26 protein-coding genes and 1 tRNA gene are annotated in these 25,684 nt (G+C 70.1%); 15 read left to right on the plus strand and 12 right to left on the minus strand.

Translation table 11 applies throughout. The annotated features are described in order from the left end of the window. Positions 1–3 precede the first annotated feature (3 nt). The gene (locus ACT53O_RS12375) at positions 4–876 is read right to left on the minus strand and encodes a LysR family transcriptional regulator (protein WP_135948769.1); all 873 of its coding nucleotides are present in this window, start codon (positions 874–876) and stop codon (positions 4–6) included. 83 nt (positions 877–959) lie between these two features. Between ACT53O_RS12375 and ACT53O_RS12380 the strand changes: the two genes are divergently transcribed. From ACT53O_RS12380 to ACT53O_RS12405, 6 genes are all read left to right on the plus strand, one after another. Beyond that, positions 960–2,207 (plus strand): MFS transporter, encoded by a 1,248-nt coding sequence (locus ACT53O_RS12380; RefSeq protein ID WP_039413857.1) that lies wholly within the window; start codon positions 960–962, stop codon positions 2,205–2,207. Between the two features lie 163 nt (positions 2,208–2,370). Further along, on the plus strand, positions 2,371–2,607 hold the full coding sequence (gene rpmB, locus ACT53O_RS12385; protein ID WP_005051771.1) for a 50S ribosomal protein L28: 237 nt from the start codon (positions 2,371–2,373) through the stop codon (positions 2,605–2,607). After that, positions 2,607–2,777, plus strand: a complete 171-nt coding sequence (rpmG, locus tag ACT53O_RS12390; protein WP_005051772.1) for a 50S ribosomal protein L33 — start codon at positions 2,607–2,609, stop codon at positions 2,775–2,777. Before rpmB ends, rpmG begins: the two co-directional genes overlap by 1 nt. A gap of 4 nt (positions 2,778–2,781) precedes the next feature. Continuing rightward, positions 2,782–3,087 carry a 30S ribosomal protein S14 gene (gene rpsN, locus ACT53O_RS12395; RefSeq protein ID WP_005051773.1) on the plus strand — a complete coding sequence of 102 codons (306 nt, stop codon included), beginning with the start codon at positions 2,782–2,784 and terminating at the stop codon, positions 3,085–3,087. Positions 3,088–3,447: 360 nt separating this feature from the next. Then, positions 3,448–3,726 (plus strand): HU family DNA-binding protein, encoded by a 279-nt coding sequence (locus tag ACT53O_RS12400; protein ID WP_005051774.1) that lies wholly within the window; start codon positions 3,448–3,450, stop codon positions 3,724–3,726. Between the two features lie 93 nt (positions 3,727–3,819). Then, positions 3,820–5,808, plus strand: a complete 1,989-nt coding sequence (locus ACT53O_RS12405; RefSeq protein WP_204359887.1) for a bifunctional copper resistance protein CopD/cytochrome c oxidase assembly protein — start codon at positions 3,820–3,822, stop codon at positions 5,806–5,808. Positions 5,809–5,827: 19 nt separating this feature from the next. Here the strand turns inward: ACT53O_RS12405 and ACT53O_RS12410 are convergent, their stop codons facing one another. Next, entirely contained in the window at positions 5,828–6,925 is a 1,098-nt protein-coding gene (locus ACT53O_RS12410) for a hypothetical protein (RefSeq protein ID WP_476153159.1), read from the minus strand. Positions 6,926–6,972: 47 nt separating this feature from the next. Between ACT53O_RS12410 and ACT53O_RS12415 the strand changes: the two genes are divergently transcribed. Continuing rightward, positions 6,973–8,358 (plus strand): ATP-dependent DNA helicase, encoded by a 1,386-nt coding sequence (locus ACT53O_RS12415; protein ID WP_476153161.1) that lies wholly within the window; start codon positions 6,973–6,975, stop codon positions 8,356–8,358. A gap of 20 nt (positions 8,359–8,378) precedes the next feature. Here ACT53O_RS12415 and ACT53O_RS12420 read toward each other — a convergent pair whose 3' ends face one another. Beyond that, complete coding sequence (locus ACT53O_RS12420) at positions 8,379–9,038, minus strand: biliverdin-producing heme oxygenase (protein ID WP_112932038.1); 660 nt, start codon at positions 9,036–9,038, stop codon at positions 8,379–8,381. 80 nt (positions 9,039–9,118) lie between these two features. Then, positions 9,119–9,430 (minus strand): DUF2470 domain-containing protein, encoded by a 312-nt coding sequence (locus ACT53O_RS12425; RefSeq protein ID WP_476152722.1) that lies wholly within the window; start codon positions 9,428–9,430, stop codon positions 9,119–9,121. A 148-nt stretch (positions 9,431–9,578) separates the two neighbouring features. Here ACT53O_RS12425 and ACT53O_RS12430 point away from each other — a divergent pair, with 148 nt between their 5' ends. From ACT53O_RS12430 to ACT53O_RS12440, 3 genes are all read left to right on the plus strand, one after another. Continuing rightward, positions 9,579–10,841 (plus strand): serine hydrolase domain-containing protein, encoded by a 1,263-nt coding sequence (locus ACT53O_RS12430; protein ID WP_476152724.1) that lies wholly within the window; start codon positions 9,579–9,581, stop codon positions 10,839–10,841. Positions 10,842–10,865: 24 nt separating this feature from the next. Continuing rightward, complete coding sequence (locus tag ACT53O_RS12435) at positions 10,866–11,753, plus strand: EamA family transporter (protein ID WP_476152726.1); 888 nt, start codon at positions 10,866–10,868, stop codon at positions 11,751–11,753. Between the two features lie 89 nt (positions 11,754–11,842). Then, positions 11,843–12,502 carry a peptidase M23 gene (locus ACT53O_RS12440; protein WP_239498488.1) on the plus strand — a complete coding sequence of 220 codons (660 nt, stop codon included), beginning with the start codon at positions 11,843–11,845 and terminating at the stop codon, positions 12,500–12,502. Here ACT53O_RS12440 and ACT53O_RS12445 read toward each other — a convergent pair. From ACT53O_RS12445 to ACT53O_RS12460, 4 genes are all read right to left on the minus strand, one after another. After that, positions 12,475–13,635 (minus strand): low temperature requirement protein A, encoded by a 1,161-nt coding sequence (locus tag ACT53O_RS12445; protein ID WP_476153163.1) that lies wholly within the window; start codon positions 13,633–13,635, stop codon positions 12,475–12,477. The genes ACT53O_RS12440 and ACT53O_RS12445 overlap by 28 nt on opposite strands. 159 nt (positions 13,636–13,794) lie before the next feature. Continuing rightward, positions 13,795–17,151, minus strand: a complete 3,357-nt coding sequence (locus tag ACT53O_RS12450; protein WP_476152728.1) for a glycoside hydrolase family 9 protein — start codon at positions 17,149–17,151, stop codon at positions 13,795–13,797. A gap of 141 nt (positions 17,152–17,292) precedes the next feature. Continuing rightward, complete coding sequence (locus ACT53O_RS12455) at positions 17,293–18,171, minus strand: hypothetical protein (protein WP_476152730.1); 879 nt, start codon at positions 18,169–18,171, stop codon at positions 17,293–17,295. Positions 18,172–18,205: 34 nt separating this feature from the next. Continuing rightward, positions 18,206–18,279, minus strand: a tRNA-Gly gene (locus ACT53O_RS12460). A 153-nt stretch (positions 18,280–18,432) separates the two neighbouring features. Between ACT53O_RS12460 and ACT53O_RS12465 the strand changes: the two genes are divergently transcribed. Then, on the plus strand, positions 18,433–19,269 hold the full coding sequence (locus ACT53O_RS12465; RefSeq protein ID WP_112932033.1) for an alpha/beta fold hydrolase: 837 nt from the start codon (positions 18,433–18,435) through the stop codon (positions 19,267–19,269). A gap of 48 nt (positions 19,270–19,317) precedes the next feature. On the opposite strand, the gene ACT53O_RS12470 is transcribed toward ACT53O_RS12465, so the two are convergent. Genes ACT53O_RS12470 through ACT53O_RS12480 form a run of 3 tightly spaced genes read right to left on the minus strand, consistent with a single transcriptional unit; the run spans position 19,318 to position 21,151 of the window. Next, complete coding sequence (locus ACT53O_RS12470) at positions 19,318–20,055, minus strand: hypothetical protein (protein WP_476152732.1); 738 nt, start codon at positions 20,053–20,055, stop codon at positions 19,318–19,320. Continuing rightward, positions 20,052–20,564: a DUF6114 domain-containing protein gene (locus ACT53O_RS12475; RefSeq protein ID WP_476152734.1), complete on the minus strand. Its 513-nt coding sequence runs from the start codon at positions 20,562–20,564 to the stop codon at positions 20,052–20,054. Before ACT53O_RS12475 ends, ACT53O_RS12470 begins: the two co-directional genes overlap by 4 nt. Next, positions 20,555–21,151, minus strand: coding sequence for a DUF6230 family protein (locus tag ACT53O_RS12480; RefSeq protein ID WP_016464019.1), 597 nt, complete (start codon positions 21,149–21,151; stop codon positions 20,555–20,557). The genes ACT53O_RS12475 and ACT53O_RS12480 overlap by 10 nt, the downstream gene beginning before the upstream one ends. Positions 21,152–21,313: 162 nt before the next feature. Here ACT53O_RS12480 and ACT53O_RS12485 point away from each other — a divergent pair, with 162 nt between their 5' ends. The 3 genes from ACT53O_RS12485 to ACT53O_RS12495 all read left to right on the plus strand — a co-directional run bounded on the left by ACT53O_RS12485 (position 21,314) and on the right by ACT53O_RS12495 (position 24,293). After that, positions 21,314–21,904, plus strand: coding sequence for a TetR/AcrR family transcriptional regulator (locus ACT53O_RS12485; protein WP_036320209.1), 591 nt, complete (start codon positions 21,314–21,316; stop codon positions 21,902–21,904). Between the two features lie 40 nt (positions 21,905–21,944). Continuing rightward, positions 21,945–22,550 (plus strand): dCTP deaminase, encoded by a 606-nt coding sequence (dcd, locus tag ACT53O_RS12490; protein WP_036320211.1) that lies wholly within the window; start codon positions 21,945–21,947, stop codon positions 22,548–22,550. Positions 22,551–22,640: 90 nt separating this feature from the next. Next, entirely contained in the window at positions 22,641–24,293 is a 1,653-nt protein-coding gene (locus ACT53O_RS12495) for a BCCT family transporter (protein ID WP_476152737.1), read from the plus strand. Positions 24,294–24,360: 67 nt separating this feature from the next. Here ACT53O_RS12495 and ACT53O_RS12500 read toward each other — a convergent pair whose 3' ends face one another. Then, positions 24,361–25,038, minus strand: a complete 678-nt coding sequence (locus tag ACT53O_RS12500) for a hypothetical protein (RefSeq protein ID WP_476152739.1) — start codon at positions 25,036–25,038, stop codon at positions 24,361–24,363. Positions 25,039–25,153: 115 nt separating this feature from the next. Between ACT53O_RS12500 and ACT53O_RS12505 the strand changes: the two genes are divergently transcribed. Next, positions 25,154–25,678, plus strand: coding sequence for a MarR family winged helix-turn-helix transcriptional regulator (locus ACT53O_RS12505; protein WP_476152741.1), 525 nt, complete (start codon positions 25,154–25,156; stop codon positions 25,676–25,678). Positions 25,679–25,684 lie beyond the last annotated feature (6 nt).

Raw genomic sequence — 25,684 nt, forward strand, 5'->3', positions numbered from 1 at the left:
CTCTCAGTCGACGGCGAACCGCTGCACCATGACCTCGCGCAGTGCCATCGCGGCCGGACCGGCGTGTGGTCGGGTGCTCACGCTCAGCGGCCACTCGATCACCGGTGTGACGGGCACCGCGATCGTACCGGCCGTCGGAACGACGAGCACCTCGGGCACCAGCGCCACGCCGAAGCCGGCGGCGACGAACGACGGGATGTCGCCGACGGCGGAGACCTCCGTCGCCACCTCGCGCACGAGGCCGGCGCGTGCGAGGGCTCGTTCGAGGAGCACGCGGTGACCGAAGCCGTGCGGTGCGTCGATCCAGGCCTCGGTCGCCAGACGCTCCAGAGGAATCTCCGCCAGCGCGCTGAGCTCGTGAGCGTCGGGGAGAAGCGCGACGAAGGGCGAGCGCACGAGCTCGACCGTCTCCAGATCGGGCAGCTCCGTCGACGGCAGCCCCATGAAAGCGAGGTCGATCCGTCCGCGCCGCAGCTCGTCGGCGAGCCCGGTGGAACCGGACGGCGACGAGACGAGTCGTAGGCGCACGAGGGGATGCTGGGCGCGGAAGGCGGCGAACAGCTCGGGCATGCGCAGGGTCGGAAGATTGACGAAGATCCCGACGCGCAGCAGGCCCTCGATGCGACCGGTCGCTGCGCTCTGCAATCTGCTCGTCGCATCGACGATCTCCCGAGCGGGCTCCAGCAGGTGCTCACCGGCGGCCGTCAGCGCGACGCGGCGGCCGGAGCGTTCGATGAGCCGGGTTCCCATGCGCTGCTCGAGAGTCTGGATGCCGGCCGACACCGTCGACTGCACGACGTACAGCCGAGCCGCGGCGCGCGTGAAGCTCGACTCCTCGGCGACGGCGACGAAGTACTCCAGCAGCCTCGTGTCCATGGAGACAAACTATCGATGATGTCGATGAACAGCATCAATCGAATTCGTTGGACTCGATGCGACGGTAAGCGCATCCTGAGGTCATGACCACCACCAGCCTCCCCGCCGCCGGGGCGCCCGCCTCGGCATCCGCGTCCTCCCCGCGCCGCTCGCGTGCGGCGCACTCCGCCGGCTTCTGGACGGCCGTGCTCGCCTTCGCCATCGCGATGGCGTTCTCGACCATTCCCACCCCGATCTACGCGCTCTATCAGCAGCGCGACGGCTTCTCGCCGATCGTGGTGACCGTCATCTTCGCCGCCTATGCCGTCGGTGTCGCCGTGAGCCTGTACCTCGTCGGCCACGTCAGCGATTGGTGGGGCCGCCGCGTCGTGTTCATCGCCGCGCTCGCCGTCGAGATCGTCGCCGCCGTGATGTTCCTGCTCTGGCAGGACGTCACGGGACTCATCGTGGCCCGCTTCGTCTCCGGCGTCGGCATCGGCGGGTTGACCGCCACCGCGACGGCGCACATCGCCGAACTGCGCGCCGTGGCGGTGCCGTCGTCGACGATCGCCCCGGTCGTCTCCAACTTCGCGAACATCGGGGGACTGGCCGTCGGGCCGCTCGTCGCCGGTGCGCTGATCACCTGGGTGCCCGCTCCGCTGGAGACGCCGTACGCGGTGTTCCTCGGGCTGCTCGTCCTCGCTCTCGTGGCGACAGCGGTGATTCCCGAGACCGTCGACCGCGGGCAGCAGCGCCGGAGCTACCGTCCGCAGCGCGTCGCGATTCCGGCCGCCGCGCGGGGCGCGTTCTGGGCGGCGGGGACCGGCGCCTTCACCGGCTTCGCCGTCTTCGGTCTGATGATGGCGCTCACCCCGACGGTGCTGGCGCAGGCCATGGGCGTCACGTCGCGACTCGCCGCCGGAGCCGTGCCGTTCGCCGTCTTCATGTCGGCAGCGGTCGCCCAGGTGGTCACCGTACGACTCAGCCTGCGTCGTCAGCTGCTGCTGTCGTGGATCCTGATGGGTGTCGGGATCGTGCTCGTCGCGGTCGCCGTCGCGATGGGCGCCCTGGCCGCGTTCGTGATCGGCGGCGTGGCCGCGGGGGCGGGCGTGGGCGTGATGTTCCGTGCGTCGCTGGGTGTCGCCGGCTCGCTCGCGCCGGCGGGCTCTCGCGGCGAGGTGCTCGCCGCGATCTTCCTGATCGCCTACGTCGGACTCGCCGTCCCGACCCTGCTGATCGGAGCCGCCCTCGCGTGGCTCGCCCTGCCCGTCGTCCTCGGGGTCTTCGCCGGTTTGGTGCTCGTCCTGATCTCGGTGGCGACACCTCGCATGGTGCGCCGCCTCGCCGCGTGATCGGCGACGGCGCGACGTCAAGCCGACACGCCCGGCCGTGCTAGACTGACTCTTTGTCTGCGCGCACTCCAGCACGCAGTTCGTATCCCTGTGTTCTCAGAGGGATGCAGACAAGGGATCTTGGGTGGCACCGTCCGGTGTCACGGTACTAAGGAGAATCACTATGGCAGCAGTGTGCCAGGTGACCGGAGCAGTTCCCGGCTTCGGTCACAACATCTCGCACTCGCACCGCCGGACGAAGCGTCGCTTCGACCCGAACGTGCAGAAGAAGACCTACTACGTTCCTTCGCTCGGTCGCAAGATCACGCTGAACGTGTCGGCCAAGGGCATCAAGGTCATTGACGCCCGCGGCATCGAGTCGGTCGTCAAGGACCTCATCGCGAAGGGTGTGAAGCTCTAATGGCGAAGAAGGCTCAGGACGTTCGTCCGATCATCAAGCTCCGGTCGACCGCCGGCACGGGGTACACCTACGTGACGCGTAAGAACCGTCGCAACAACCCCGACCGCATCGTGCTCAAGAAGTACGACCCGGTGATCCGCAAGCACGTCGAATTCCGAGAGGAGCGCTGATCTCATGGCCAAGAAGAGCAAGATCGCGCGCAACAACCAGCGCGAGGAGGTCGTCGCCCGTTACGCCGAGAAGCGTGCCGAGCTGAAGAAGACCCTCGTCGACCCGAACGCGACCGACGAGGCCCGCGAGGCCGCCCGTGTCGGCCTGCAGAAGCTGCCCCGCAACGCGTCGCCCGTGCGCCTGCGTGGTCGCGACGCCATCGACGGTCGCCCCCGCGGCTACCTGTCGAAGTTCGGCATCTCGCGTGTTCGCTTCCGCGACATGGCGCACAAGGGCGAGCTGCCCGGTGTGACCAAGTCGAGCTGGTAAGCACCGACGCACACGTCTCGAAGGCCCGTCCCGTCAGGGACGGGCCTTCTGCGTTCCCACGCGACGCCGGATTCGGAGACCGTCATCGGATGCGGACGGGGCGGCCCTCGGCATCCGATTCCGGTGTCGATGTCCGCATCCGCGGCCGCGCGGCCAGCGGATGCCGTGGTCACACCAGCCCCATCCGTCACCGTACGACGCCGACACGCCGGGGAGAATGACGTCTGGAGGGCGTAAATCCGCGGATTTCCGCGGATCGTGGGTATATTCGGGGGCGGTCCCATCGACCAAACCGGGCGCTCGTCGTCCGGTCCGATCTCACTGAAGGCGGCATTCGCTGCCGTCTGGAGGACAACCCCAATGGCTATCACCAAGACTGAGCTCGTCGCAAGCATCGCCAGCGCCACCGGCGAGAGCCAGGCCACCGTCGGCCGCGTCGTCGACGGCCTGTTCTCGGCTGTCTCCGAGGCCGTCGCCAAGGGCGAGAAGGTCACGATCCCCGGCTTCCTCTCGTTCGAGCAGGTCGCCACCGCCGCGCGTACGGGCCGCAACCCGCAGACGGGCGAGGAGATCAAGATCGCCGCCGGCAAGCGCGTCAAGGTCACCGCGGGCTCCAAGCTCAAGGCCGCCGTCAAGTAAGTACGGCCCTGCACGAGGGGGGATGCCGTTCGGCATCCCCCCTTCGGCGTGTCCGGCGCCGCGTAGGCTGGACGGGTGATCCCGACCCGTGTGATGCGTTTCGTGGGCCCGGCGATCCTCGTCGCGGCCGCCCTCGTCTCCCTCGTGCTCGGGCTCGTGTTCGGCGGAGGTGCCGCCCCGCTGCTCGTCGGTGACGCCGGCCCGGTCGTGCGCTGGGGACTGCCGATCGTCACTCTCGGCGTGAACCTGTCGGCGGCGGGCATGATCGGATCGCTCGTGCTCGCCCTGTTCGCGCTGCGCGCGGGGGAGCGCCCCTTCGACACGGCGCTGGACGTGGCATCCATCTCGGCCGCCCTCTTCACGGTCGCGAGCGGGTTCACCGCCTTCTTCACGTTCGTCAACATCTTCAATGCCACCCCGAACGCCGGCGCCGAGTTCGGTGGCCAGTTGGGGCGCTTCCTGGTGTCGACCGACCCCGGTCGCGCCTGGGCGCTGACCACCCTTGCCGGAGCCGCGCTGACGGTGCTCACCTTCGCCGTCCGTGGATGGACCTCGACGTTGTTCGTGGCCGCCCTGGCGATCGCCAGCCTCGTGCCGATGGCCACCCAGGGCCACTCCGGCGACGACGCCGGCCACAACATCGCCGTCTCCGCACTCGCTTTGCACATCATCGCCGCCGCCGCCTGGCTCGGCGGCCTGCTGCTGTTGATGGTGCTGCGACCCCAGCTGCGGGGAGCCGAGCTGGGCGACGTCCTGGCGCGGTACTCGAGCATCGCCCTCGTGGCCTTCGTCGTCGTCTCACTGTCGGGCGTCGCACGTGCCGCCGTCGGCGTCGTCGAGCCCAAGTATCTGCTGTCGGCCTACGGGGCCCTGCTCGGCGTGAAGGTCGTCGCGCTGCTGCTGATGGGGGCGCTCGGCGCGCGGTACCGCACCGGGCTGATCTCGCGTATCCAGCGGGACGAGAAGCCGAGCGGCGAGCGCTCGTCGCGCCGGTTCTGGGGTCTGGTCACGCTCGAGCTCGTGTTCATGGGCATCGCCAGCGGGGCGGCGGTCGCGCTGTCGCGAACTCCCCCACCGGTCGACACGCGCCTTCCCGACGTCAAGACGCCCGCGGAGATCCTCACCGAGGTGCCGCTGCCGCCCGAATTGACCATCTCGCGCTGGTTCACGCAGTGGGACATCGACATCCTGTGGGTGTTCGCCGTCGGCTTCGGCCTCTTCTTCTACCTCGCCGGCGCGTGGCGCCTGCATCGCCGCGGCGACCGCTGGCCGGTGTACCGCACGCTGCTGTGGGTCCTGGGCATGCTCTCGCTGCTGTGGGTGACGAGCGGTCCGATCAACGCGTACCAGGACTATCTGTTCAGCATGCACATGATGGGCCACATGCTGCTGACGATGGCCATTCCGATGATGCTCGTCTTCGGTGCCCCCGTGACGCTCGCCTCGCGGGCCATCGCCAAGCGCGACGACGGCTCGCGCGGCGGGCGCGAGTGGATCCTGTGGGCGGTGCACACGCCGTTCGCGCGCGTCGTCACCCATCCGCTGTTCGCGGCCGCGATGTTCGTCGGATCACTCTGGGCGTTCTACTACACCGATCTCTTCCGCTGGACCCTCTACGACCACCTCGGACACGAGTGGATGGTCGCCCACTTCCTCATCTCGGGCTACCTGTTCGTGCAGTCGCTCGTCGGCATCGACCCGGTGCCCCTGCGCTACCCCTACCCGTTCCGGCTGCTCACGCTGATCGGCGTCATGGCCATGCACGCGTTCTTCGGCATCTCGATCATGATGTCGTCGGGGCTGTTCGTCGCCGAGTGGTTCGGTTCGATGGGACGCACCTGGGGAGAGCCGCCGCTGGTCGACCAGTACACCGGGGGTGGCATCGCGTGGTCGATCGGCGAGATCCCGACCCTGATCCTCGCGATCACCGTGGCGATCCAGTGGAGCCGCACCGACGAACGTGCCCAGCGTCGCGGCGATCGTCACGCCGATCGGACGGGGGATGCCGAGCTCGAGGCCTACAACGCGAAGCTCGCCCAGCTCGCAGCCCGCGATGCGCGGGAGGCCCGCCTCACACGCTGAGGGCGGCGGCCCGTCGGGGTCAACCGGCGGACTGCACCTGAATCGAGGCGGTGCCGTCGGGCAGCATCGTGATCGTGCCGCCGACCCGGAACGGCACATCCTCGTCGACGTGGGTCACCGTGCCGTCGAAGATCGACTTGATGTCGACGACCACGTGCGCCGCGGCATCCGCGGGGACGATCGACCATCCGGCGCCGTCGGGCTGCAGGGCGATCTTGGGCGGGGTGACCATCGACCACACGGGCGGCTCGAGGATGCGGTTGCGTACCTGCAGACCGAAGGGGCAGCCGGTGGGCTGCAGCACCTGCTGCGTCGTGCACGCGGTGAGGAACGACTCCACACGTTCCTGCACGACGTCGACGAAGGTGGAGGTCGGCTGAGTCTGGATGTCCACGGGCACCTCGGCCTGGGGCGTATCGGAGAGAACCGCCACCCCCGGGCTGGACGAGACCGGCGTGTCGACGGAGATCGAGTAGAGGCCGGGCGAGAACACGAGCAACGCGACCGGTGCCAGAGGATCGGCCTTCGTGCCGTCGGGCGAGACCTGGCGGGTGTCGACCGCGAACCCGTTCACGGAGAAGGCGGTCGCACCGCGCAGGGTCAGATCGATCACCGCCAGCGGGCTCTGCGCGAATCGCCAGGTGGGTGCCAGTCCGACCCATCCCGCCCGCTCCACGCGGAACGTGGAGGTCCCGGCGTGCGGGCCGGCCTGGTACGACACCGTCACGAGCTCGACGCCGTCGGACGCCTGCTCGCCCACCACACGGATGTCGCTGAGCGGAGCGAGCGCCGCGCGGCGCAAGAGCGCTTCGCTCGCGTCGCCGGGAAGCCCGGCATCCGTGAGATCGGAGGATGCGATCGGAACCCCGGGCAGGGCGAGCGCTTCGGGGACCCGCCCCTCGCTGAGCAGGCTGAGATAGCGCGTGACGAAAGCGCCGGGGCTGTACAGGTCGCGGTACACCGTGACCGTCGCCGCCCCGATCGCGCCGACCAGGAGCAGCCCGACGACGGACAGGGCGGCCAGGTCGAGCGCCAGCCGGCGGCTTCTGCGACGGGCCGGGGATCGGCGCGTCGCGGCATCCGTACCCGCCTCTGCGGCGCGCGCCTGCTCACCCACCACCCCGTCCACAGCTCCAGTCTAGGAAACCCTTCCTGATGGCTAGCATGGATCCGGTGACCATCCCCTCCCTCTCCGCCGAGCAGGAGGAGCTCTTCCGCCTCATCGAGGACACGCGGGAGCACGTGTTCGTGACCGGGCGCGCGGGAACGGGGAAGTCCACCCTCCTCCAGCACCTCGCCTGGAACACCGAGAAGCAGATCGCCGTCTGCGCCCCGACAGGAGTGGCCGCCCTGAACGTCGAGGGGCAGACGATCCACTCCCTCTTCCGGCTGCCGATCGGACTCATCGCCGACAGCGAGCTCGAGCAGTCCGAGCCTGCGCGTCGCGTGCTCAAAGCGATAGACACCCTCGTGATCGATGAGGTGTCGATGGTCAACGCCGATCTGATGGATGCCATCGACCGCTCACTGCGTCAGGCGCGGGGGCGGCGCTCCGAACCCTTCGGCGGCGTGCAGATCATCATGTTCGGCGACCCCTACCAGCTCTCGCCCGTGCCGCCGCGCGGTGACGAGCTGCGCTACATCCAGGACCACTACCGGTCGTTCTGGTTCTTCGACGCGCAGGTGTGGGCGGGCCCGTCGACGGACGGCTCCGCGATCCGTTCCAACGGGTTGCTCGACCTCGGCCGGGTCGGGGCGCCGCTGCACATCCGCGAACTGCGTCAGATCCATCGCCAGGCCGACGACGGGTTCAAGGCGATGCTGAACGCCGTGCGCCACGGGGTGGTGACCGCAGAGATCGCGGGCATGCTGAACGCGGCGGGAGCACGCCCGGTGCCCGAGCCGGTCGAGGGCGAGCCTCCGATCATCACGCTCGCGACGCGCAACGACATCGTCTCGCGCATCAACCAGCGTCATCTCGACGCCCTGCCCGGTCCGGTTCAGACGGCGCGCGCCGACGTCAGTGGCGACTTCGGGCGCGGTGAGGCGTCGTACCCCGCCGACACCGAGCTGCAGCTCAAGGTCGGCGCGCAGGTCATGTTCCTCCGCAACGATGTGGGCGGTCGTGGGGACGGCCCGCGGTGGGTGAACGGCTCGATCGGCACCGTCACGCGCATCGCCGGAGGCACGGTGCGCGTCGAGCTCGACGGCGAGGAGGTCGACGTCGAGCCGGCCGTCTGGGAGAGGTTCCGCTACGCGTACGATCCCGGGTCGCGAAAGCTCACCCGCGAGATCGTGGCCGAGTTCACTCAGTTCCCGCTGCGACTGGCATGGGCGGTGACGATCCACAAGTCGCAGGGCAAGACGTACGACCGCGCCGTCATCGACCTGGGCTCGGGGGCGTTCGCGCCGGGGCAGACCTACGTGGCGCTGTCACGGCTGACCTCGCTCGACGGCCTCTACCTGTCGCGCCCGCTGCGCCCGAGCGACATCCTCGTGGATGCCGACGTCCGCCGGTTCATGGCCGGGGTCCGCGCCGCCGGCTTCTGACCCTCGGGTGAAACGCGGGGTCAGGCGGATGCCGCGGCGGCGGCCTTGGCGGTGGCGAGATCGACGAAGAGGTCGGTGTTGAACTGGTACGCGGCGAGCACCTCGTCGATGACGCGCTCGCGCTCCGCGGCATCCCAGGCGACGGCGTCGAGCTGCTCGCGGTAGACGTCCTTGAAGGCGGCGGGGTCGGCGATCTCGTCGAAGAGGTAGAAGCCGATGCCGTTCGTCTCGAAGCCGAACTGGCGTGCCATCAGCTTTCCGATGAACAGGCCTCCGGACAGGTCGCCGAGATACCGGGTGTAGTGGTGGGCAACGAAGCCGCCCGGCCAGCTCGCGCCGACTTCTCGGATGCGCTCGACGTAGCGGGTGGTCGTCGGAAGCGGCGCGATCCGTTCGCGCCAGTCGTCGCCGATCAGGAAGGCGAGGTCGGACTCGATCGCGGGCAGGCGCGTGAGCTTCTCGCTGATGAACGGTGCCGCGATCGGATCGTCTCGCATGGTCTCGGCGGCGGCCTCGAGTGCCTCGTAGATGAACCAGTGCTGTGCGACGAGCGCGACGTAGTCGTCGCGCGTGCCGCGACCGCGCATCAGATCGTCCATGAATCCGGCGTGCTCGCTGCCGGAGTGGGCGGTACGCGAACGCTCGCGCAGGGCGGTGGAGAACGGGATCGGCTGGGTCACAACCGTCAGTGTAGTTGAAACTAAGGCTCACCTAAACTGAAGGTTGCCTGCGGGATCGCTGAGCGCCCGGTCCGCCCCGACTATCCGTGCGGCCGAGGCGTGATCCCTAGGCGCGCGCACGCCTCGTCGTACAGGGCGACGATCTCGCGGCGCACGTCCCGTCGCTCGCTGATCTGGCCGCCAGGCCAGGGGATGCGGATGACGTCGTCACCACCGTCGGCGCGAGTGACATGCCAATGGCCGGCCTCGCCGTCGAACGTGACCATCTCGGAGGCGACGACATCGGCATCGGGGGAGAATGCCCGCGCGATGAGCAGGTTGTCGTCGGAGTGGTCGTCGTTCATGTGGCCGAGAACGCCGGTCAGAGTGTCGTCGTCGAAGGTGTGCGCCATGGCACCCACCTTAGGGGCGGGTCCGCCCGGCGCCGCAGCCCGCCTCCCGGGGCAATGGCCCCGCGACGCAATCGTCACAGGAGCGTCACGGCGGTCGGGTCGTATGCGCATCGTGATCTACGCTGAGAGGACTGACCAGGGGGTGAGTATGCGGGCTCTTCGTCGATCGCGGCGTCTTGCGGCGATGGCCGGTACGCTCGCGCTGGCGCTCGCGCTGGCTGCGTGCTCGTCGAGCCAAACGGTGTCGTTGCCGTTGCCGGACCAGGTGGATGCCGCCATCGGTGGCGATGTTCAGGCCCAGCTGCAGACGGCCGTCGAGCGCGCCGTGGCCGCATCGGGCGCATCGGGCGCGATCGTCGGCGTGCGCGTTCCGTGGGCAGGTGTCTGGGACGCGGGCGTCGGCACGGTCGCTCCCGGCGGCGCCGCGGTGAACGACTCCATGACCTTCCATGCCGGTGCCGTCACCCGGTCGATGACCTGTGACGTGCTCTACGGCCTCGTCCACGACGGCGTGGTCTCGTTGGACGACCCGGTCGGCAAATACGTGACGGGTTTGGGCGATCAGGGTGCTCGGGACGGCCTGACGCTCGGTCAGCTCTGCGATTCGACATCGGGTATCGGCGCGTACGATCCGACCGTCGACGCGCGCATGCGCGCGACACCCTCCCGCGTCTGGACACCGCGGGAGCTGATGGCTTTCGGAATGTCCCAGGCATCGAACGTGCAGCCGGGCACCGTGTTCGCCGACTCCGACACCGGTTACGTGCTGCTCGGGTTCGCCCTCGAGCGCGCGACCAGCAAGACGGCGGCGCAGCTCTATCAGCAGTACGTGTTCGGTCCGAACGGCATGACCTCCACGTCACTTCCCGACAACGGCACCGCCGAGCTGAACGGTCTGTGGACGGGAAACGCTGCCGATGGCAGCGCCGCGTGCACCGCGCCGACCCCGATCGTCGGCTTGTCCTCGAGCGCCGGCTTCACGGCATCCGGGGTCATCAGCGACCTCGCCGATATGGGCCGATACGTGCAGGCGCTGGCGATGGGGCTGCGTCCCTACGACGCCCCCGGCCGCTTCGAGAACCCGCTGCCGGCGGTGGCGAACGGCCCGTCATGGTTCACGGCGCGCGGAGGGAGCTACCAAGCCGGCAGCCTCATCGGGCAGTACGGCTCGGTCCCCGGCGCGCTGACGGCGGCGTTCGCCGACCGCACGACCGGCATGAGCGTCGTCGTCACCTTGAACAACTCGCGGGCGTCGGCCGACCTCGTCCGCAGTCTCGCCTGGGAGCTCGCTGCCATCGCGTCGAAGGCGCCGGCGGCGGCGGGACGCACCGCCCCGCAAGCGGGGCTGCCCTGGACGGCGGAGGACATGGCCGCGCAGGTGACGGCCGCCGCGGTCTGCCCGATCCCGTGAGTCCGAGCGCCGCGTGAGCCGCCGATGAGCGCCGCGCGACCACCTACTTCGGGGGCGCCGGGCGCGGTCGGCCTCGTCGTTGCCGGCCTCGTGTGTCAGGAGGGCGGCGCCGCGATCGCGGTCACGCTCTTTCCGCACGTCGGCCCGCTCGGCATGGTGATGCTGCGCCTCGCGTTCTCCGCGCTGATCCTCCTCGCCGTCGCGCGGCCACGGCTGCGCGGCCACGCGGCGCGGGCGTGGCGCGACGTCATCGTGTTCGGGGTCGTTCTCGGCACGATGAACGGGTTGTTCTACCTCGCGCTGCAGCGGCTTCCGCTGGGAGTGACCGTGACGATCGAGGTGCTCGGACCGCTCACGCTGTCGATCATCGCGGGGCGACGTCGCTCGTCCTGGCTCTGGGCCGGCATCGCGCTCGTCGGCGTCGTCGCCCTTGCCGGCGGCGGATGGGATCGACTCGACGTCCTCGGGGTGCTGTTCGCCCTCGCAGCCGCGGCGAGCTGGGCGATCTACATCCTTGCGTCGGCGCGTGTCGGCGCGGCGTTCCCGCGCCTGGACGGTCTGGCCGTCGCGATGGCCATCGGCGCCCTCCTGTCGCTGCCGTTCGGCATCGTCCAGGCGGGCGCAGCGCTGCTGCGACCGGAGATGCTCGGGCTCGGCGCTGCGGTCGCCCTGCTGTCGTCGACCCTGCCGTACGCGTTCGAGCTGATCGCCCTGCGCCGGCTTCCGGCGGCGGCGTTCGCCATCCTGATGTCGCTCGCCCCGGCCGTGGCGGCGTTGGCCGGGTGGGCGCTGCTCGGACAGCACCTGGCGTGGCTCGAGCTCGTGGGAATCGTGATGGTGATCGCGGCATCCATCGGAGCCGTGCGCGCCGCTGGACGCCGTGTTCGCGCTGCCGTCGAGCCCATCGGTTGAGTCGAAAGCCTCCCCGCTGCCGGAAGCCCTGCGGGCGGTGATCAGCCGACGTTCGGGTGACGGATAGTCGCGCGTGACAGGATGCCGCGGTGACCTCGCGCTCCTCGACATCCGGCCGCGGCGGCTCGACGAGGCGTCGGCCCGTTCGTCGCCGTCCGGCCCTCAGCGCCCGGCGGCGACGTCAGCTGCGACGTCGCCGGGCACTCGCGTGGGCGGTCGTGGCGGTGCTCGCCACCGGTCTCGGCGTCGCGGGGGTGGCGATCGGTCAGGCCGTCCGTCATGCCGCGGTCTGCGCGGAGGCGGAGGGATTCGGACGGCAGCAGCTGGACAACGCGCGCAGCATCGTGGCGGCCGGACGCGACGCGGGGTTGCCTGCGCGCGACCAGACGATCGCAGTGATGACGGCGCTGGGGGAGTCCAGTCTGCAGAACATCGACTACGGCGATTGGGAGACGAGCGGGGTGACCAACCCCGACGGCTCACGCACGACCTCGATCGGTCTCTTCCAGCAGCAGGACGGCTGGGGAACGCGGGAGCAGCGGCTCGACCCCTACACGGCGGCGAGCCTGTTCTACCGCGCCATGGTCGAGAAGGTGCCCGAGCCCGAGCGGTCGGCGACGGCGCCCACGGAGGTCGCCCATCGGGTGCAGATCAATCGCGATCCGACGCACTACGCCCCGTACTGGCCGCTGGCCGAGCGGATCGTCGCCGTGCTCGACGATCAGACCGTCGTCGACACCTGCCTCTGACGGGCCTGCCCCTGGGGTCGTCCTGTCTCGACCGCGACGACCGCGGCCACGGTTCCTGCTGCGGCGGTGAGCAGCATGCCGAGTGTCGAGGGTGCGAAGGTGGCGCCCACGATCGCGGCGGCCCCGAGCAGCAGGATCGTGTTTCCGGTCGCGGTCAGCTGGCTGCGCAGGTTCAGTGCCCAGATGCCGAGGACGAAGAGCACCACGGGAACCGTCAGGGTCGCATGGGCGGCGATGCTCGACAGGTGCGCCTCATGACCGATGTCGTCGACCGCGATCTCGATGCCGGCCGAGAAGGCGCCGGCGGCGGCGAAGATCGCGTAGTGGAAGTAGCCGTAGCGGATCGAGGAGCCGAGGGTGCGGATGTGTCCGGTGTGCTCGCGGGAGAAGTACACCCACCACATGCCGGCGGCGATGACGAGGCCCGCTGCCGACACGACGATCAGTTCGGTCAGGTGCTCCTGCTCCTGGAGCGCGGCGATGATGGCTCCCGCCGAGGCCAGGATCGACTCGCCGAGGAGGATGAGGGTGAACAGGCTGTAGCGCTCGGTGATGTGGTGGGCGTTCCACGGCGCGTGTTCGCGATGCTCGGCCCAGACCGGCACGAGCACCTCGGCCGCCACCAGCACGAAGAACGCGACGAGGTCCGCCGTCGGCGGGAGCAGCAGCCGCAGCACCCATGCGAGCTGCACGACGGTGATGCCGGCGGCGTAGCGCAGGCAGACGCGACGGAACTCGGGCACGGATGCCGCCGCGCGCAGCCATTGCCCCACCATCGCCAACCGCATGATGACGTAGCCGAGAGTGACGATCGTGAAGTCCTGATGTTCCATCGCGGCGGCGCTGCCGCTGGCCAGGACGAGCACTCCCGCCATCTGCACGATGGTCGTCACGCGGTAGGCCCAGTCGTCCACCGCGAACGAGGTGCCGAACCAGGTGAAGTTCATCCACGCCCACCAGATGGCGAAGAAGAGCATGAGGTAGCTGCCCACCCCCGCGCCGAGGTGGCCGTGCGATTCCATGTGGTGCAGCTGTTGGGACGACAGAGACACGGCGACCACGAACACCAGGTCGAAGAAGAGCTCGAGCGGGCTGGCGGCGCGGTGTTGCTCGCCCGCGTCGCGCGCTGTCATCCGTCGCAGGCCCCAGCGTGTGCGGTGCGGAGCGGCGTCGTGCGTCATGATCCCCCGATCGCCGCCCCCGTGCGGTGCGCGGCACGGGGAAAGATACCAGGCGCGTCGACGTCGGTGGGGCCGGGGAGCGTGTCCCCGACCCCACCGGGTCGCGGCGGCTCAGGCGCGGCGGCGCCGCAGGAGCACCGCGCCCGCGGCGATGAGCAGCACGGCGATGCCCGCCAGGGCGGTCCAGGGGCGGGCGTCGCCCCCGGTGCTCGCCAATGCCGCCGACGTCCCGGTCGTTCCCGTGGCCGTTCCTGCCGTGCCCGTCCCGGCGCCCGGATCGGTCCCGCCGTCCACGACCGCCGTCACGGTGGGGGCGAACGTCGAGGAGACGACCGTGCCACGGGTGTCGGCCACCCGATAGGTCACGGGAGCCGGGCTTCCCGTGTAGCCGGCGTCGGGGGTGAAGACGATCCGGTCGCCGACGAGGTCGTACCGGCCGCCGGTCACGGTGATACGGCGGACGATCCCGGCATCCGCCGCGGTGACGCTCGCGCGGGCGAACGTCTCGAACTCCTCCGATTCGGCGAGGGTGAGGGTGGCGGGGTCGAACGGGACGTCGGGATCGCCCGGTTCGTCGTTCGCCAGCGGTGCGATGCTGATCGGTGCGCCCGCGGGGCCGCTGGCCGTGTCGGGGCGTGCGATCGGGGTCACGGCGACGTAGCCGTCACCGAGATCGCCGACGAAGGAGGCGACCCAGGCGAGTGCCGAGTTCCAGTTGACGGTGATCTCGTTGACCGACCACGCTCCGATGTCGTCGACGTAGCACGCCTGCGCCGCGCACCCTTGCAGCCGGGCGCCCGCCACCGGGTCCTGGATGGAGGAGTTCGGTCCACCCGCCACCGTGCCCTTCGGCGGGTGCGGCAGCGACGGATCGAGCGCGTGGGCGTACCACCGGCTGTGCTGGTTCTGCGAGTACTTCGTGCCGTAGCCGGTGATGTACGACTGTGCGAGCACATTGCGCCCGAACAGGTAGTCGTAGCCTTCGATCACGGCGTCCGCGTAGCGCGGCCGGTGCGTGAGGTCGAACGCCGTCGCGATGACGACCTGGTTGTTGAGCACGGCCGAGTTGGATCCCCAGTCGTAGAGGCCCTCCTTCGGCGCGTAGGGCTGACCGAACGGCTGCGCCTTCTGATCCGCGATGAGCGCGTCGGCGGCATCCACCACCGACTGGCGGATCTGCGCGATGTCCGGCAGGTCGGCCCCGAAGCGGGCGAGCTGCAGGCGCGCGAGCGCCGCAACGTCGCCCCAGAAGAACCCGCCGGCGGTGAAGATGTCGGCATCGGTGTTCATCGCGAGGTGCAGGGGGTTCGTCTCGACGTCGGTGCGGTAGTCGCCCGCGCCCGTCGTGAGGTACAGCTCGGCGGCCGCCCAGTAGAACTCGTCGGTCACGTCGTCGTCGTCGTACGTGCCGCCGCCGGTGCCGTCTTCCGCCGGGGCGAGCAGCACCGGGTTGGTGCGAGCCGCCTCGTACGCCGTCTCGGCCGCGGTGAGCAACCGGGCCGCGAACGCGGGGTCGAACTCGGCGAACAGGCGCGAGCCCTGTGCCGCGACCGCGGCGAGGTTGAGCGTCGCCGCGGTCGACGGGCGGTGCAGCAGGCGCTCCTGCGGGTCCTGGTCGGGCAGCAGCGGCAGTCCGGTCCAGTTGCGGTCGGTCACCTTGTGCCACGCCATGCCCGCGAGCGGGTCGCCGGCCGGCACCTGCATCTTCAGCATCCACTCGAGCTCCCACCGGGCCTCGTCGAGGATGTCGGGCACGCCGTTGCCGTGCTCGGGCACCGCGAGCGTGCCGTCGGCGAGGGATGCCGTCGTGCCGGCGGCCTTGGCGCGCTCCCACGCCGACAGCAGCTGCGCGACGGCGATGCCGCCGTTGACGACGTACTTGCCGTGGTCGCCCGCGTCGTACCAGCCGCCGCTCACGTCGTGGCGGTCGGTGCACGTCCAACCGTCCGACCAGGTCTGCGGCTCGAGGCAGGCCACATCGGTGTCGCCCTGGTTGGGAGCGACGCCGAGGTGACCGGCCGGACGCGCGTACTCGGCGCCGGCGATGGCGCCGTCGATCGCGATGCCGGACCGGTTCGTGTAGAAGAAGCGCAGCGAGTCTGCGCGCAGCGACTGGAACACGTCGTCGGAGATGGCGAACGGGAAGCTCTGCTGATCGCCGACGTGGAGGGTGTACCCGGAGCCGGGGGCCTGCACGCCGCTGAAATCGACGGTGTGCACGCTCGTGCCCGCGCTCGGATCGAGGCCGGCAGGGGCGGTCGTGCCGGTGGCGACGACCGCGCCGCCCGGCGCCTGCAACGACCACTCCAACGGCGTGGTGGCCTCGGTGACGACCGTCGCGCGCTTGGGCCCTCGTGTGAGGTAGCCGACCTGGTTCACCTTCACGGCGGGGCCGGTGTCGGCGCGGTAGGTGTACTTCGTTCCGGTCAGGGTGACGTCGTCGACGCAGACGACGGTGCCGCTCGGCATCCCGCCGATGCGGAACTGGATCTGCCCGAGGTGGAAGGTGTCGGCCGCGGTGGTCGTGAAGGTGAACGCCTGCGTGGTGGGCGTGGCGGTGAGCTCGAACGACTTCTGCAGCCACGACACCTGGTCGGGGCCGGAGTACGTGCCGACCTGCGTCGAGGCGTTCAGCGTGGCGGGGGATCCGCCGGGGGCGACGGCGGATGCCGTGAAGCTCAGCCGGAAGGCGGTGTCGCCGGGCATCGGGATGTCGTTGTGGCCGAGCAGCAGGTCCCACACGTTGGCGGTGTCGGCGCCGATAGTGGCGCACATCTGCTGATCGGGGTTGGAGAGGGTGACCGCTCCGGCCGTCCACCAGGGGCTCGTCCCCGTCGCGAAGGTGGGGTTGGGCAGCAGCTGATCGGTGCCGACGGTCGGTTCGGTGGGCTCGGTGGGGCCGGTGCCGCCGCCGTCTCCACCGCCGGTGCCGGTCGCGACGATCGAGACGTCGTCGAGCCAGAACGTGCCGGCGGCGTTGCCACCAAGACGGAACTGCACGTCGGAGGCGGTGCCCTGCCCGAAGTCCTCGGCCGTGAACGTCGCGGTCACCTGCTGCCAGTCGGCGGTCAGCGGCGTCTCGATCGCGGTGTAGGTGCTGAAGGTGGCGTTGGGCGTCGTGGGCGCGACCTGCGTGCGTAGCGTGATTCCGGTGCGGTCGGCGCGGACCTTGGCCGAGAACGAGTATTCGGTGCCGGCGACGAGCGCGACGCCGCCCTGCCCCACGATCACCTCCCAGGGGTTCGTGGAGGCGGGGAAGTCAGCGCGCAGGGCGCCGTCTTCTGTCGTGAGGGAGCCCGCGCTCGACCACCAGTGATCGGTCGTGGCGGCGATGTCTCCGTTGAGTACCAGGTTCTCGACGCCCACCGCCGACGCCGCTGCGGGAAGCGCGGCAGCGGCTCCTCCGATCAGGGCTCCGACGACGAGGACGGCAGTCAGGCGCCGGAGGCGCCCTCTTCTCGCATGCATGCAGGCTCCTTCGCTCTGTGATGACGCCGCCGTCTTTGCGACGCGTGGGAGCGCTCTCAGAGAGCGCTCCCACGAAACATAGCAGAATCTATGCGAACGCATCAGGGAGGCCGGCGGCCCGGGTGTGAGGGGTCGACGGTGTTACGCGGCGCGCACGGCGACGAATGCCGAGGGCTCGAGATCGCCGGTCGGCGAGACGAAGATACGCTTCGCCTCCGCCGGAGTGCGGGGGTCGAACACGAGCGGACGCGTCTCGCCCTCGGCGGGTACTTCGCGTGGCGGCAGGAGGGCGAGGCACGTCACCCAGCGCCGTGCACCCTGCCCGTCGTCGAACGCGAACGTGAGGGAGACGGCCGCGCGCGAGGCGGTCATGGCCTCCGCCGACAACAGCGGCGACGAGGTGACCTCCGCGTCGACGAGGCGGCCGCTGGCGAGGAGTTCGGCGGCCAGGTCGGTGTTGCGCCGGCGGAAGCGCTGGGCGCGCAGGCGGCCGATGATGCTCGTGAGACCCAGGGCGATGAAGATGCCCGGCAGCCACCAGATGCCCGCGTACATGATCCACGAGCCGACGCCCCAGGCCTCGTCCTCGTGGAAGACGGGGTCGACGGCGACGCCCACGGCATCCGGCGTCGCCCACATCGGCAGCGAGAGGAGCACGCCGGTCGCGAGGCCGAGAAGGACGATCGATGTCGGGCCGAGAAAGGCGTAGTACGTGCGCCGGCCCGTGTAGCGGTGGTTCCACGCCGAGTAGGCGCCCATCGTGATGATGCTGCCGATGATGCCCACCGGCAGCGCCGTCGATCGGACGGCGACGGGGATGCCGCCGTCCCAGGTGCTGAACACGCTGTTGAGCGACACGATGCGCACTTGGTCGAAGAAGCCGCCGATGCCGAAGCCGACGATCGCCGCCGCGGCAAACCCGGCGAGTCCCCAGAGGATCGTTGCGGTCAGTGCGCGTCCGGAGCCGACGAGCTTTCGATCCCGTTCGGCGGCCGCGGCTTTCGGGTCGATGAGACTCATGGCTTCCAGCCTATGAGGCCGGTGGGGGAGCCGGTGGAGGGGCTGACGGGAATCGAACCCGCGCTGTCTGCTTGGGAAGCAGAAGTTCTGCCATTGAACTACAGCCCCGTGACGACCTGACGGCCGTGCCCGTCCAGCATACCCACGAAAGCCGCAGCCCCGAACGTCTGTACAGATGTAGGAACAGGTCAGTGGATGCCGCGGTTAGCGTGAACACGCTCAGATCGAGCGCACCCATCCACACGACCCGGAGGACCGATCATGGCCTACGTCACCACCGAAGACGGCGCGGAGATCTACTACAAGGACTGGGGCAGCGCCGACGCCCAGCCCATCGTCTTCCACCACGGCTGGCCCCTCTCGTCCGACGACTGGGACGCGCAGCTGCTCTACTTCCTCGACAAGGGCTACCGCGTCGTCGCCTCCGACCGCCGCGGCCACGGGCGCTCGTCGCAGATCGGCACCGGTCACGACATGGACCACTACGCCAGTGACGTGAGCGCCGTCGTCGAGCACCTCGACCTGCGAAACGCCGTCCACATCGGCCACTCCACGGGAGGCGGCCAGGTCGCGCGCTACGTCGCGAAGTACGGTGAGCCCCAGGGGCGCGTCGCCAAGGCCGTGCTCGTCGCCGCGGTGCCCCCGATCATGCTGCAGAGCGACAGCAACCCCGAGGGCACCCCGCTGGCTGTGTTCGACGGGTTCCGCGAGGCGCTCGCCGCCAACCGCGCCGAGTTCTTCGAGGCGGTGGCGTCCGGACCCTTCTACGGCTTCAACCGCGAGGGTGTCACGCCGTCCCAGCCCGTCATCGACAACTGGTGGCGGCAGGGAATGACCGGTAGTGCGCAGGCCCACTACCTCGGCATCAAGGCGTTCTCCGAGACCGACCAGACCGAAGACCTGAAGGCCATCACGGTGCCGGTGCTCGTGCTGCAGGGTGACGACGACCAGGTCGTGCCGTACAAGGCCGCGGCGCTTCTGCAGCACGAGCTGCTGCAGAACTCGACCCTCAAGATCTACGAGGGCTACCCGCACGGCATGCTGACCACGCACGCGGACGTCATCAACCCCGACATCCTCGCGTTCATCCAGTCCTGACCACCCGGTCGCGAACCGCCCGCTGCGCGCCGGGCGCCGCACTCCCCGTCACTCCGACAGGTGCTGCACCGTGTTCGTGTAGGTGATCGAATCGGCCGTCGATCCGACGAGGCCGAGGGTCACGCCGAACATCGAGTCGAGGCCTTCGGCGGGCGGCGGGGTGTCGGCGCCCAGCGTGAGCAGCTTTCCGCCCGGAAGCGTCGCGCTGAGCGAGTTGATGTAGACGGCCACGTGCCCGTCGAGGGTCATCGTGTCGGCCGTCGTCGTCAGGATGGGGCCGGTGTCGCGCCGGACGGTCAGGCTGAATCCGGAGATCGTGATGCGGTCGGCTTCGAGCTTCAGCGCCGTCGTCCGTGACCCGTCTGCGAGGGGAACGGTCACGACCGAGATGCCGCGCAGCCCGCTGAACGACAGCGACTTCGACCCGAGCTGGGCCGACGGCTGCGTGAACACGGGACCCTGCTGGTCGGCGACGGGCGCCACCGCCGGCGGGGTGGTGCCTTCCGACGGCGACGGAGACGGCGAGGGCTGCCCGGGCTCCGGAAGACCGGGGATGGTCGGCAGGCTCGGGACGCCGGGAATCGACGCGCTCGCCGACGGTGACGGACTGGGCGTCGGGGACGGCGACGAGTGGCAGGGCATGATGATCGGGATGCACCACTCAGTGGGCCGTGCGCCGGAGGTCTCGGCGGCGGCCGCGGGGAGGGCTGCGGCACCGACGGCGCTCGGCACGAGCGCGAGGAGCGCGGCTGCCAGCAGCGCGGAACGAGCGCGCCGCGTGGTCATCGCGTGACCGCCTCGTCGGAAACGATCGCCTCCTCGGCATCCGCCTCAGCCGTCGGCTCCGACTCCGCGGTGCGCGCGGCTCTCGGCATCCACGACACCGCGAGGATGCCTCCGATCGCCGACAGCACGAACCCGATCAGGAACCCGCCGAGGTTCACCCCCACGATCGAGTAGACGCTCGTCGCCAGCGCGATCACGCCGTACAGGATGCGGTGCGCCGGCGTGGCGATCACGAGGGCGCCCAGCACGATGAGCAGCAGCGGGATCACGACCGCCTGCAGTCCCTCGATGCCGAGGTGGATGTGCAGCCGCCCGAAGTCGAGCTGACTCGAGCCGAACATCGCGAGGCCGCCGACGATGAGCAGGATGCCGCCTACGAGCGGCCGATCCTTCCGCCACGCGCGCGCAGGTCGATCGGCCGCGGGCGCCGGCTCTGTCCGGTCCTCGGGCTCGGATGCGGACTCGGCAGTGGGCTCAGCGGTGCGCGCGGCCCGGCGTGTCAGAAGCATCCGCTCGACCCGTCCGTCAGCTTCAGCGACATTCCGGTGAGCGTGAAGACCGAAGCCTGCGTGCTCCACGAGATCTGCTGGAGGTTGTTGATCGTGACGCTGTCGGCATCCTGGGCGAAGTCTCCCGCCGAGCCCTTCGCCGCGGTGTTCACGGTGGAGGCGTCGACGCCGATGCGGATGTTGGAGAACGATGAATCGCCCTTGAGGTCGGTCATGCCGATCTGCAGGTCGCTCGCGGTGGCGGGGTTGCCGCCGCCACCGGCCGTGATGAGCACACCCACCTTGCCGAGCGGGGTGTCGGAGATCACCGATTGGCAGAGATCGTAGAGCTGCGCCGACGCGATGTTGGCGATCGCGACGTTGTGCGAGCCGCCCGCCGTGTCTTGCGTCACGCCCGCGTACTGCGAGAACCCGGTGCCCTCGAGCTTGGACGCGCTGATCTGGAACTGGCTGCCGGAGACGGCGAAGGAGACCGGAACGGCGCCCTGCGCGACGCCGCCGAGGAGGAACGTGGAGGCGAGGACGACGGGAATGGTGGCGAGGGTGATGCGTCCCGCGCGGGAGCGAGTCGGGTTCGAGAGTCTCATCGATCCTCCGGATGCCGGGGCGCCGGCTCCGCTGCCGACGCGTTCGATCATCGACTGTGCGCCTCAATTGACAATCAGTCAATAAGAGAGGGGCCACTGTGAGAGAACTCTCACGAAAAGTGCCCGTGGGACCGCGCCCACCTCGTCGGTAGGGTCGAGGACATGTCCACCGAGCAGCGGCGGCGCCTGTCGCGCGAGGATCGGCGTGCCCAGCTGATCGCCTCGGGCGTCGCGTTCCTCGCGTCGCAGCCGCTGGACGAGCTGACCATCGAGGCACTCGCCGAGCGCGAGGATGTCTCGCGCGCACTGGTGTTCCACTACTTCGGCACCCGGCAGGGCCTGCACACCGCGGTGGTCACGACCGCCCGCGACGCGCTGATCGCGGCATCCGCCCCGCGCGCGGAGCTGGCTCCGCGCGCCCGCCTCGACGACACGATCGAGCGGATCGTCGCCTTCGTGCGCGCGCATCGCGGCACTTTCTATTCGCTGGTGCGCGGTGTCGCCAGCGGCGACCCCGTCGTCCGCCAACTCGTCGACGAGGCCCGCGACGAGAACGCGCACCGCATCGTCGACGTGTTCCACGAGCTGGGTCACGCCGACTCGCCCATGCTGTCGGTGGCCGCACGCGCCTGGGTCGCGTTCGCCGAGGACGTGCTCATCGAGCTCGGGCTCGAATCCGACCGGCCCGCCGGTGAGATCGTCGCCTTCCTGTCGCGTTCGGCGCTGGCGATCGCGGCATCCGTCGACCGCTGAGCGCGCCGCACTGTCGCCGTGCGGCCAGTAGGCTGGCCGCGTGCTGCTCAGTGACCGCGACATCCGCACCGAGATCTCCTCCGGCCGCGTCGGACTCGACCCGTGGGATGCCGCGATGGTGCAGCCGTCAAGCGTGGACGTGCGTCTGGATCGCTACTTCCGGCTGTTCGACAACCACAAGTACCCCTTCATCGATCCCGCCGAGGACCAGCCCGATCTCACCCACCTCATCGAGGTGCGCCCCGACGAGCCGTTCATCCTGCACCCGGGCGAGTTCGTCCTCGGGTCGACGTTCGAACAGGTGACGCTGCCCGACGACATCGCCGCGCGCCTGGAGGGGAAGTCCTCGCTCGGACGCCTCGGACTGTTGACGCACTCGACCGCGGGCTTCATCGACCCCGGATTCTCCGGTCACGTCACCCTCGAGCTGTCGAACGTCGCGACGCTGCCGATCAAGCTGTGGCCGGGGATGAAGATCGGTCAGCTGTGCTTCTTCCGTCTGTCCTCTGCGGCAGAGAACCCTTACGGAACGGGCCCGTACCTCAACCGCTACCACGGGCAGCGGGGCCCGACCGCGTCGCGGTCGTTCCAGAACTTCCACCGCACCGATGTCGGCGCGACGGACGCCGGGTCGCGGGGCGCCTGAGCGCACGACGGGCGGGCCCGTCGCTTTAGCAGAGTGGCCGCGCGGAGGCCAGGTCTCGGTCGTCGCCGCCGGCCTGGCTACCCTGGAACGATGACCGAGATCGCCCCGGCCGCCGACCCGCTCGCTCCTCGTCCCCTCGCCCGCTGGGTGTTCTGGCCGGCCGCGGTCATCATCGTCGCCGTCGCGGCCTTCGCGGTGCTCTTCCCCGCAGCGGCGGAGGCCGCGTTCGCCACCATCCAGGGGGCGATCATCCGGACCTTCAGCTGGTACTACGTCCTGATCGCCGCGTTCTTCGTCGCGTTCGCGCTCGTCCTGGGCTTCAGCCGCTTCGGCGACATCAAACTCGGCAAGGACGAGGACGAGCCCGAGTTCTCCCTGGGAGCCTGGTTCTCGCTGCTGTTCGCGGCGGGGATGGGCATCGGTCTCGTCTTCTACGGCGTCAGCGAGCCGCTCAGCCACTACGTCACACCGCGTCCCGGCGTCACCGGCACCGACGCGCAGCTGGCGCAGAGCGCATTGACCCAGACCTACCTGCACTGGGGTGTGCAGGCGTGGGCGATCTACGTCGTGATCGGCGTCGCCCTCGCCTACGCGATCCACCGCCGGCGCCGTCCGATCTCGATCCGCTGGGCGCTGGAGCCGCTGCTCGGCCATCGCGTGCGCGGGGCATGGGGAAACGCGATCGACACCCTCGCTCTCGTCGGCACCGTCTTCGGTGTCGCGACCTCACTGGGGCTGGGCGTCATGCAGATCGGCGCGGGCCTGTCCAGCGCGGGCCTCGGTACGCCCGACACCGCGATGCAGATCGTGATCATCGGGGTGATCACGGTCTTCGTGCTGCTGTCGGTGCTGTCGGGCGTCGGCAAGGGCATGAAGTGGCTGTCGAGCTTCAACCTGATCCTCGCCGCGGCGCTGCTCGTGTTCATCCTCTTCGCGGGTCACACCGAGTACCTCCTGCGGGAGTGGGTGCAGTCGATCGGCGCCTACCTGCAGAACTTCGTCGGGCTGAGCTTCACGGTCAGCGCCTTCCAGGGCGCAGCCGGCGAGCAGTGGCAGGCGTCGTGGACGTCGTTCTACTGGGGCTGGTGGATCTCGTGGGCGCCCTTCGTCGGCATCTTCATCGCCCGGGTGAGCAAGGGGCGGACGGTCCGTGAGTTCGTGCTGGGCGTGCTCATCGTTCCCACGCTCGTCGGCATCCTCTGGTTCGCCGTTCTCGGAGGCTCGGCGCTGTACCAGGAGCTCACCGTGCCCGGCTCGATGCTCGCCGCCGACGGCACGGTCGATCTGCAGGGTGCACTCTTCCAGCTGTTCACCCACCTGCCGGCCGGACCGGTGCTGACCGTGGGCGCCATCCTGCTGATCGGCATCTTCTTCGTCACCTCGGCAGACTCGGGTGCGCTCGTGATGGGCATGCTGGCCACCGGCGGCGACGTCGAGCCGAAGCGGTGGGTGCGGGTGTTCTTCACGCTCGCGACGGCGGTGCTGGCCGTCGCCCTGCTGCTGGCCGGGGGGCTGTCGGCGCTGCAGACCGCGGCGGTCACGATCGCCCTGCCGTTCAGCGTCGTGATGCTTCTCATCTGCTGGTCGACGGTGATCGCCTTCCGGCGCGAGCGACGGGTCTACGACCGTGCGCAGCGTGCTCAGCTCGTCGACTACGTCGGTGAGCACTACGGGCTCGACGTCGAACACGGCAACGAGCAGGGCGTACGGATGCCGGGATGGTGGCGCCGCCCGCCCCGCTGACCGCGCTGACCTCGCTGGCGCCCCGCGGGCGCATCGCCTTCGGGACGGCGCGCCCGCGGGCAGGCGGTCAGGCGCTCGCAGCGGAGCGCCCTGCGCTGAATCCGGCGGCGAAGCCGCGCTCGTAGGCGCCCTCGGCGGCGCGCTGGCGGGGTGAGTGGTCGCGACATCCTTCGCCGTCGGGTCCGGCGTGGTGGTGGATGCCGCGTCCGAATCCCGGTCCGCCGGCTGCGAAGCCGTGCTGGTGGGGGCCGAAGCGGTGCCCGCGGGGGCCGAATCCACGACGGTGGCGCGGGTGGTCGCCGTCATCGAGGTCGTCCGGCGCGCCGAGCGCGCGGGCGACGGCGTCGAGGGTGGCGCCGGCGGCGGCCAGCTCCTCCGCGGACGCGGCCTCGTGCAGGCGGGCGTCGAACTGCTCGGCGTGCCGGCGCAGCCCGTCCGCGGCGTCGCGCCCCGCGTCGGTGAGCGACCAGGTGCCGTCGGTCTCGGCGATCCAGCCGCGTTCGGCGAGTCGACGCAGGCCCTTGCCGCCATGCGGGTGCTGGCGAAGGCGCGTGAGCAGTTCCGCCGCCTGTTCGGAGGTGAGGGCACGCAGAAGGCGCGCCTCGCGCGGACGGATGCCGTCGGCGGCGAGGGCCCGTGCGCGATCGTGCCAGAGGGCGCGATCGACCGCGCGGACGCTGCGGACGAAGTCGCGAGGGTCGGGGGTGGTGGGGGTGTTGTCGGGGGTGTCGGTGGGGGTCTCCATGGGAGGTCCTTTCATCGGGTGATCGCCGGGCGATCTCATTTACATGTCAAAGTGCATGTGCATGTAGTGTGACATGCAGTCTGAGAACATGTCAAGCGACATGTAAATTTGAGGGATGACGGATGCCGACTCCCCCTCCTCCGCCACGGACCTCGACGCGATCGATGCGGCCCTCGGCCGGCTGCGCGGGCGGGGACCCCGGCCCGGTGGCGCCGGAGGCCATCGCGGCGCTCCGCACGGGTTCGGCCCCCGCGGGCACTGGCCCGCTCCGCCGGAGGGCGGCCCCGCGATGCGGATGGGCGGCGGTCCCGCGCGCCTGCGTCTGATCGAGGCGCTGCACGCGGCATCCCACCCCCTGAGCGTGAGCGAACTGGGCGAGGCGATCGGTGTCGATCAACCCCGGGCGTCGCGGCTGGTGCAGCAGAGCGTCGAGATGGGCCTCGTGCAGCGCGAAGCCGACCCCGACGACGCCCGTCGCACCCGGATCGCTCTCACGCCCGTGGGTGAGCAGTTCGCGCGCGGGTTCCGGGGCCGGCGCCGCGAGCATCTGACCGCGGCGTTGAGCGATTTCAACGCGGACGAGCGTGCGGAGCTGGCCCGCCTGCTCACGAAGCTCGCTGCGGCCTGGCCACGCGACTGAGGCGGG

Source organism: Microbacterium sp. DMC48, from assembly GCF_056313825.1.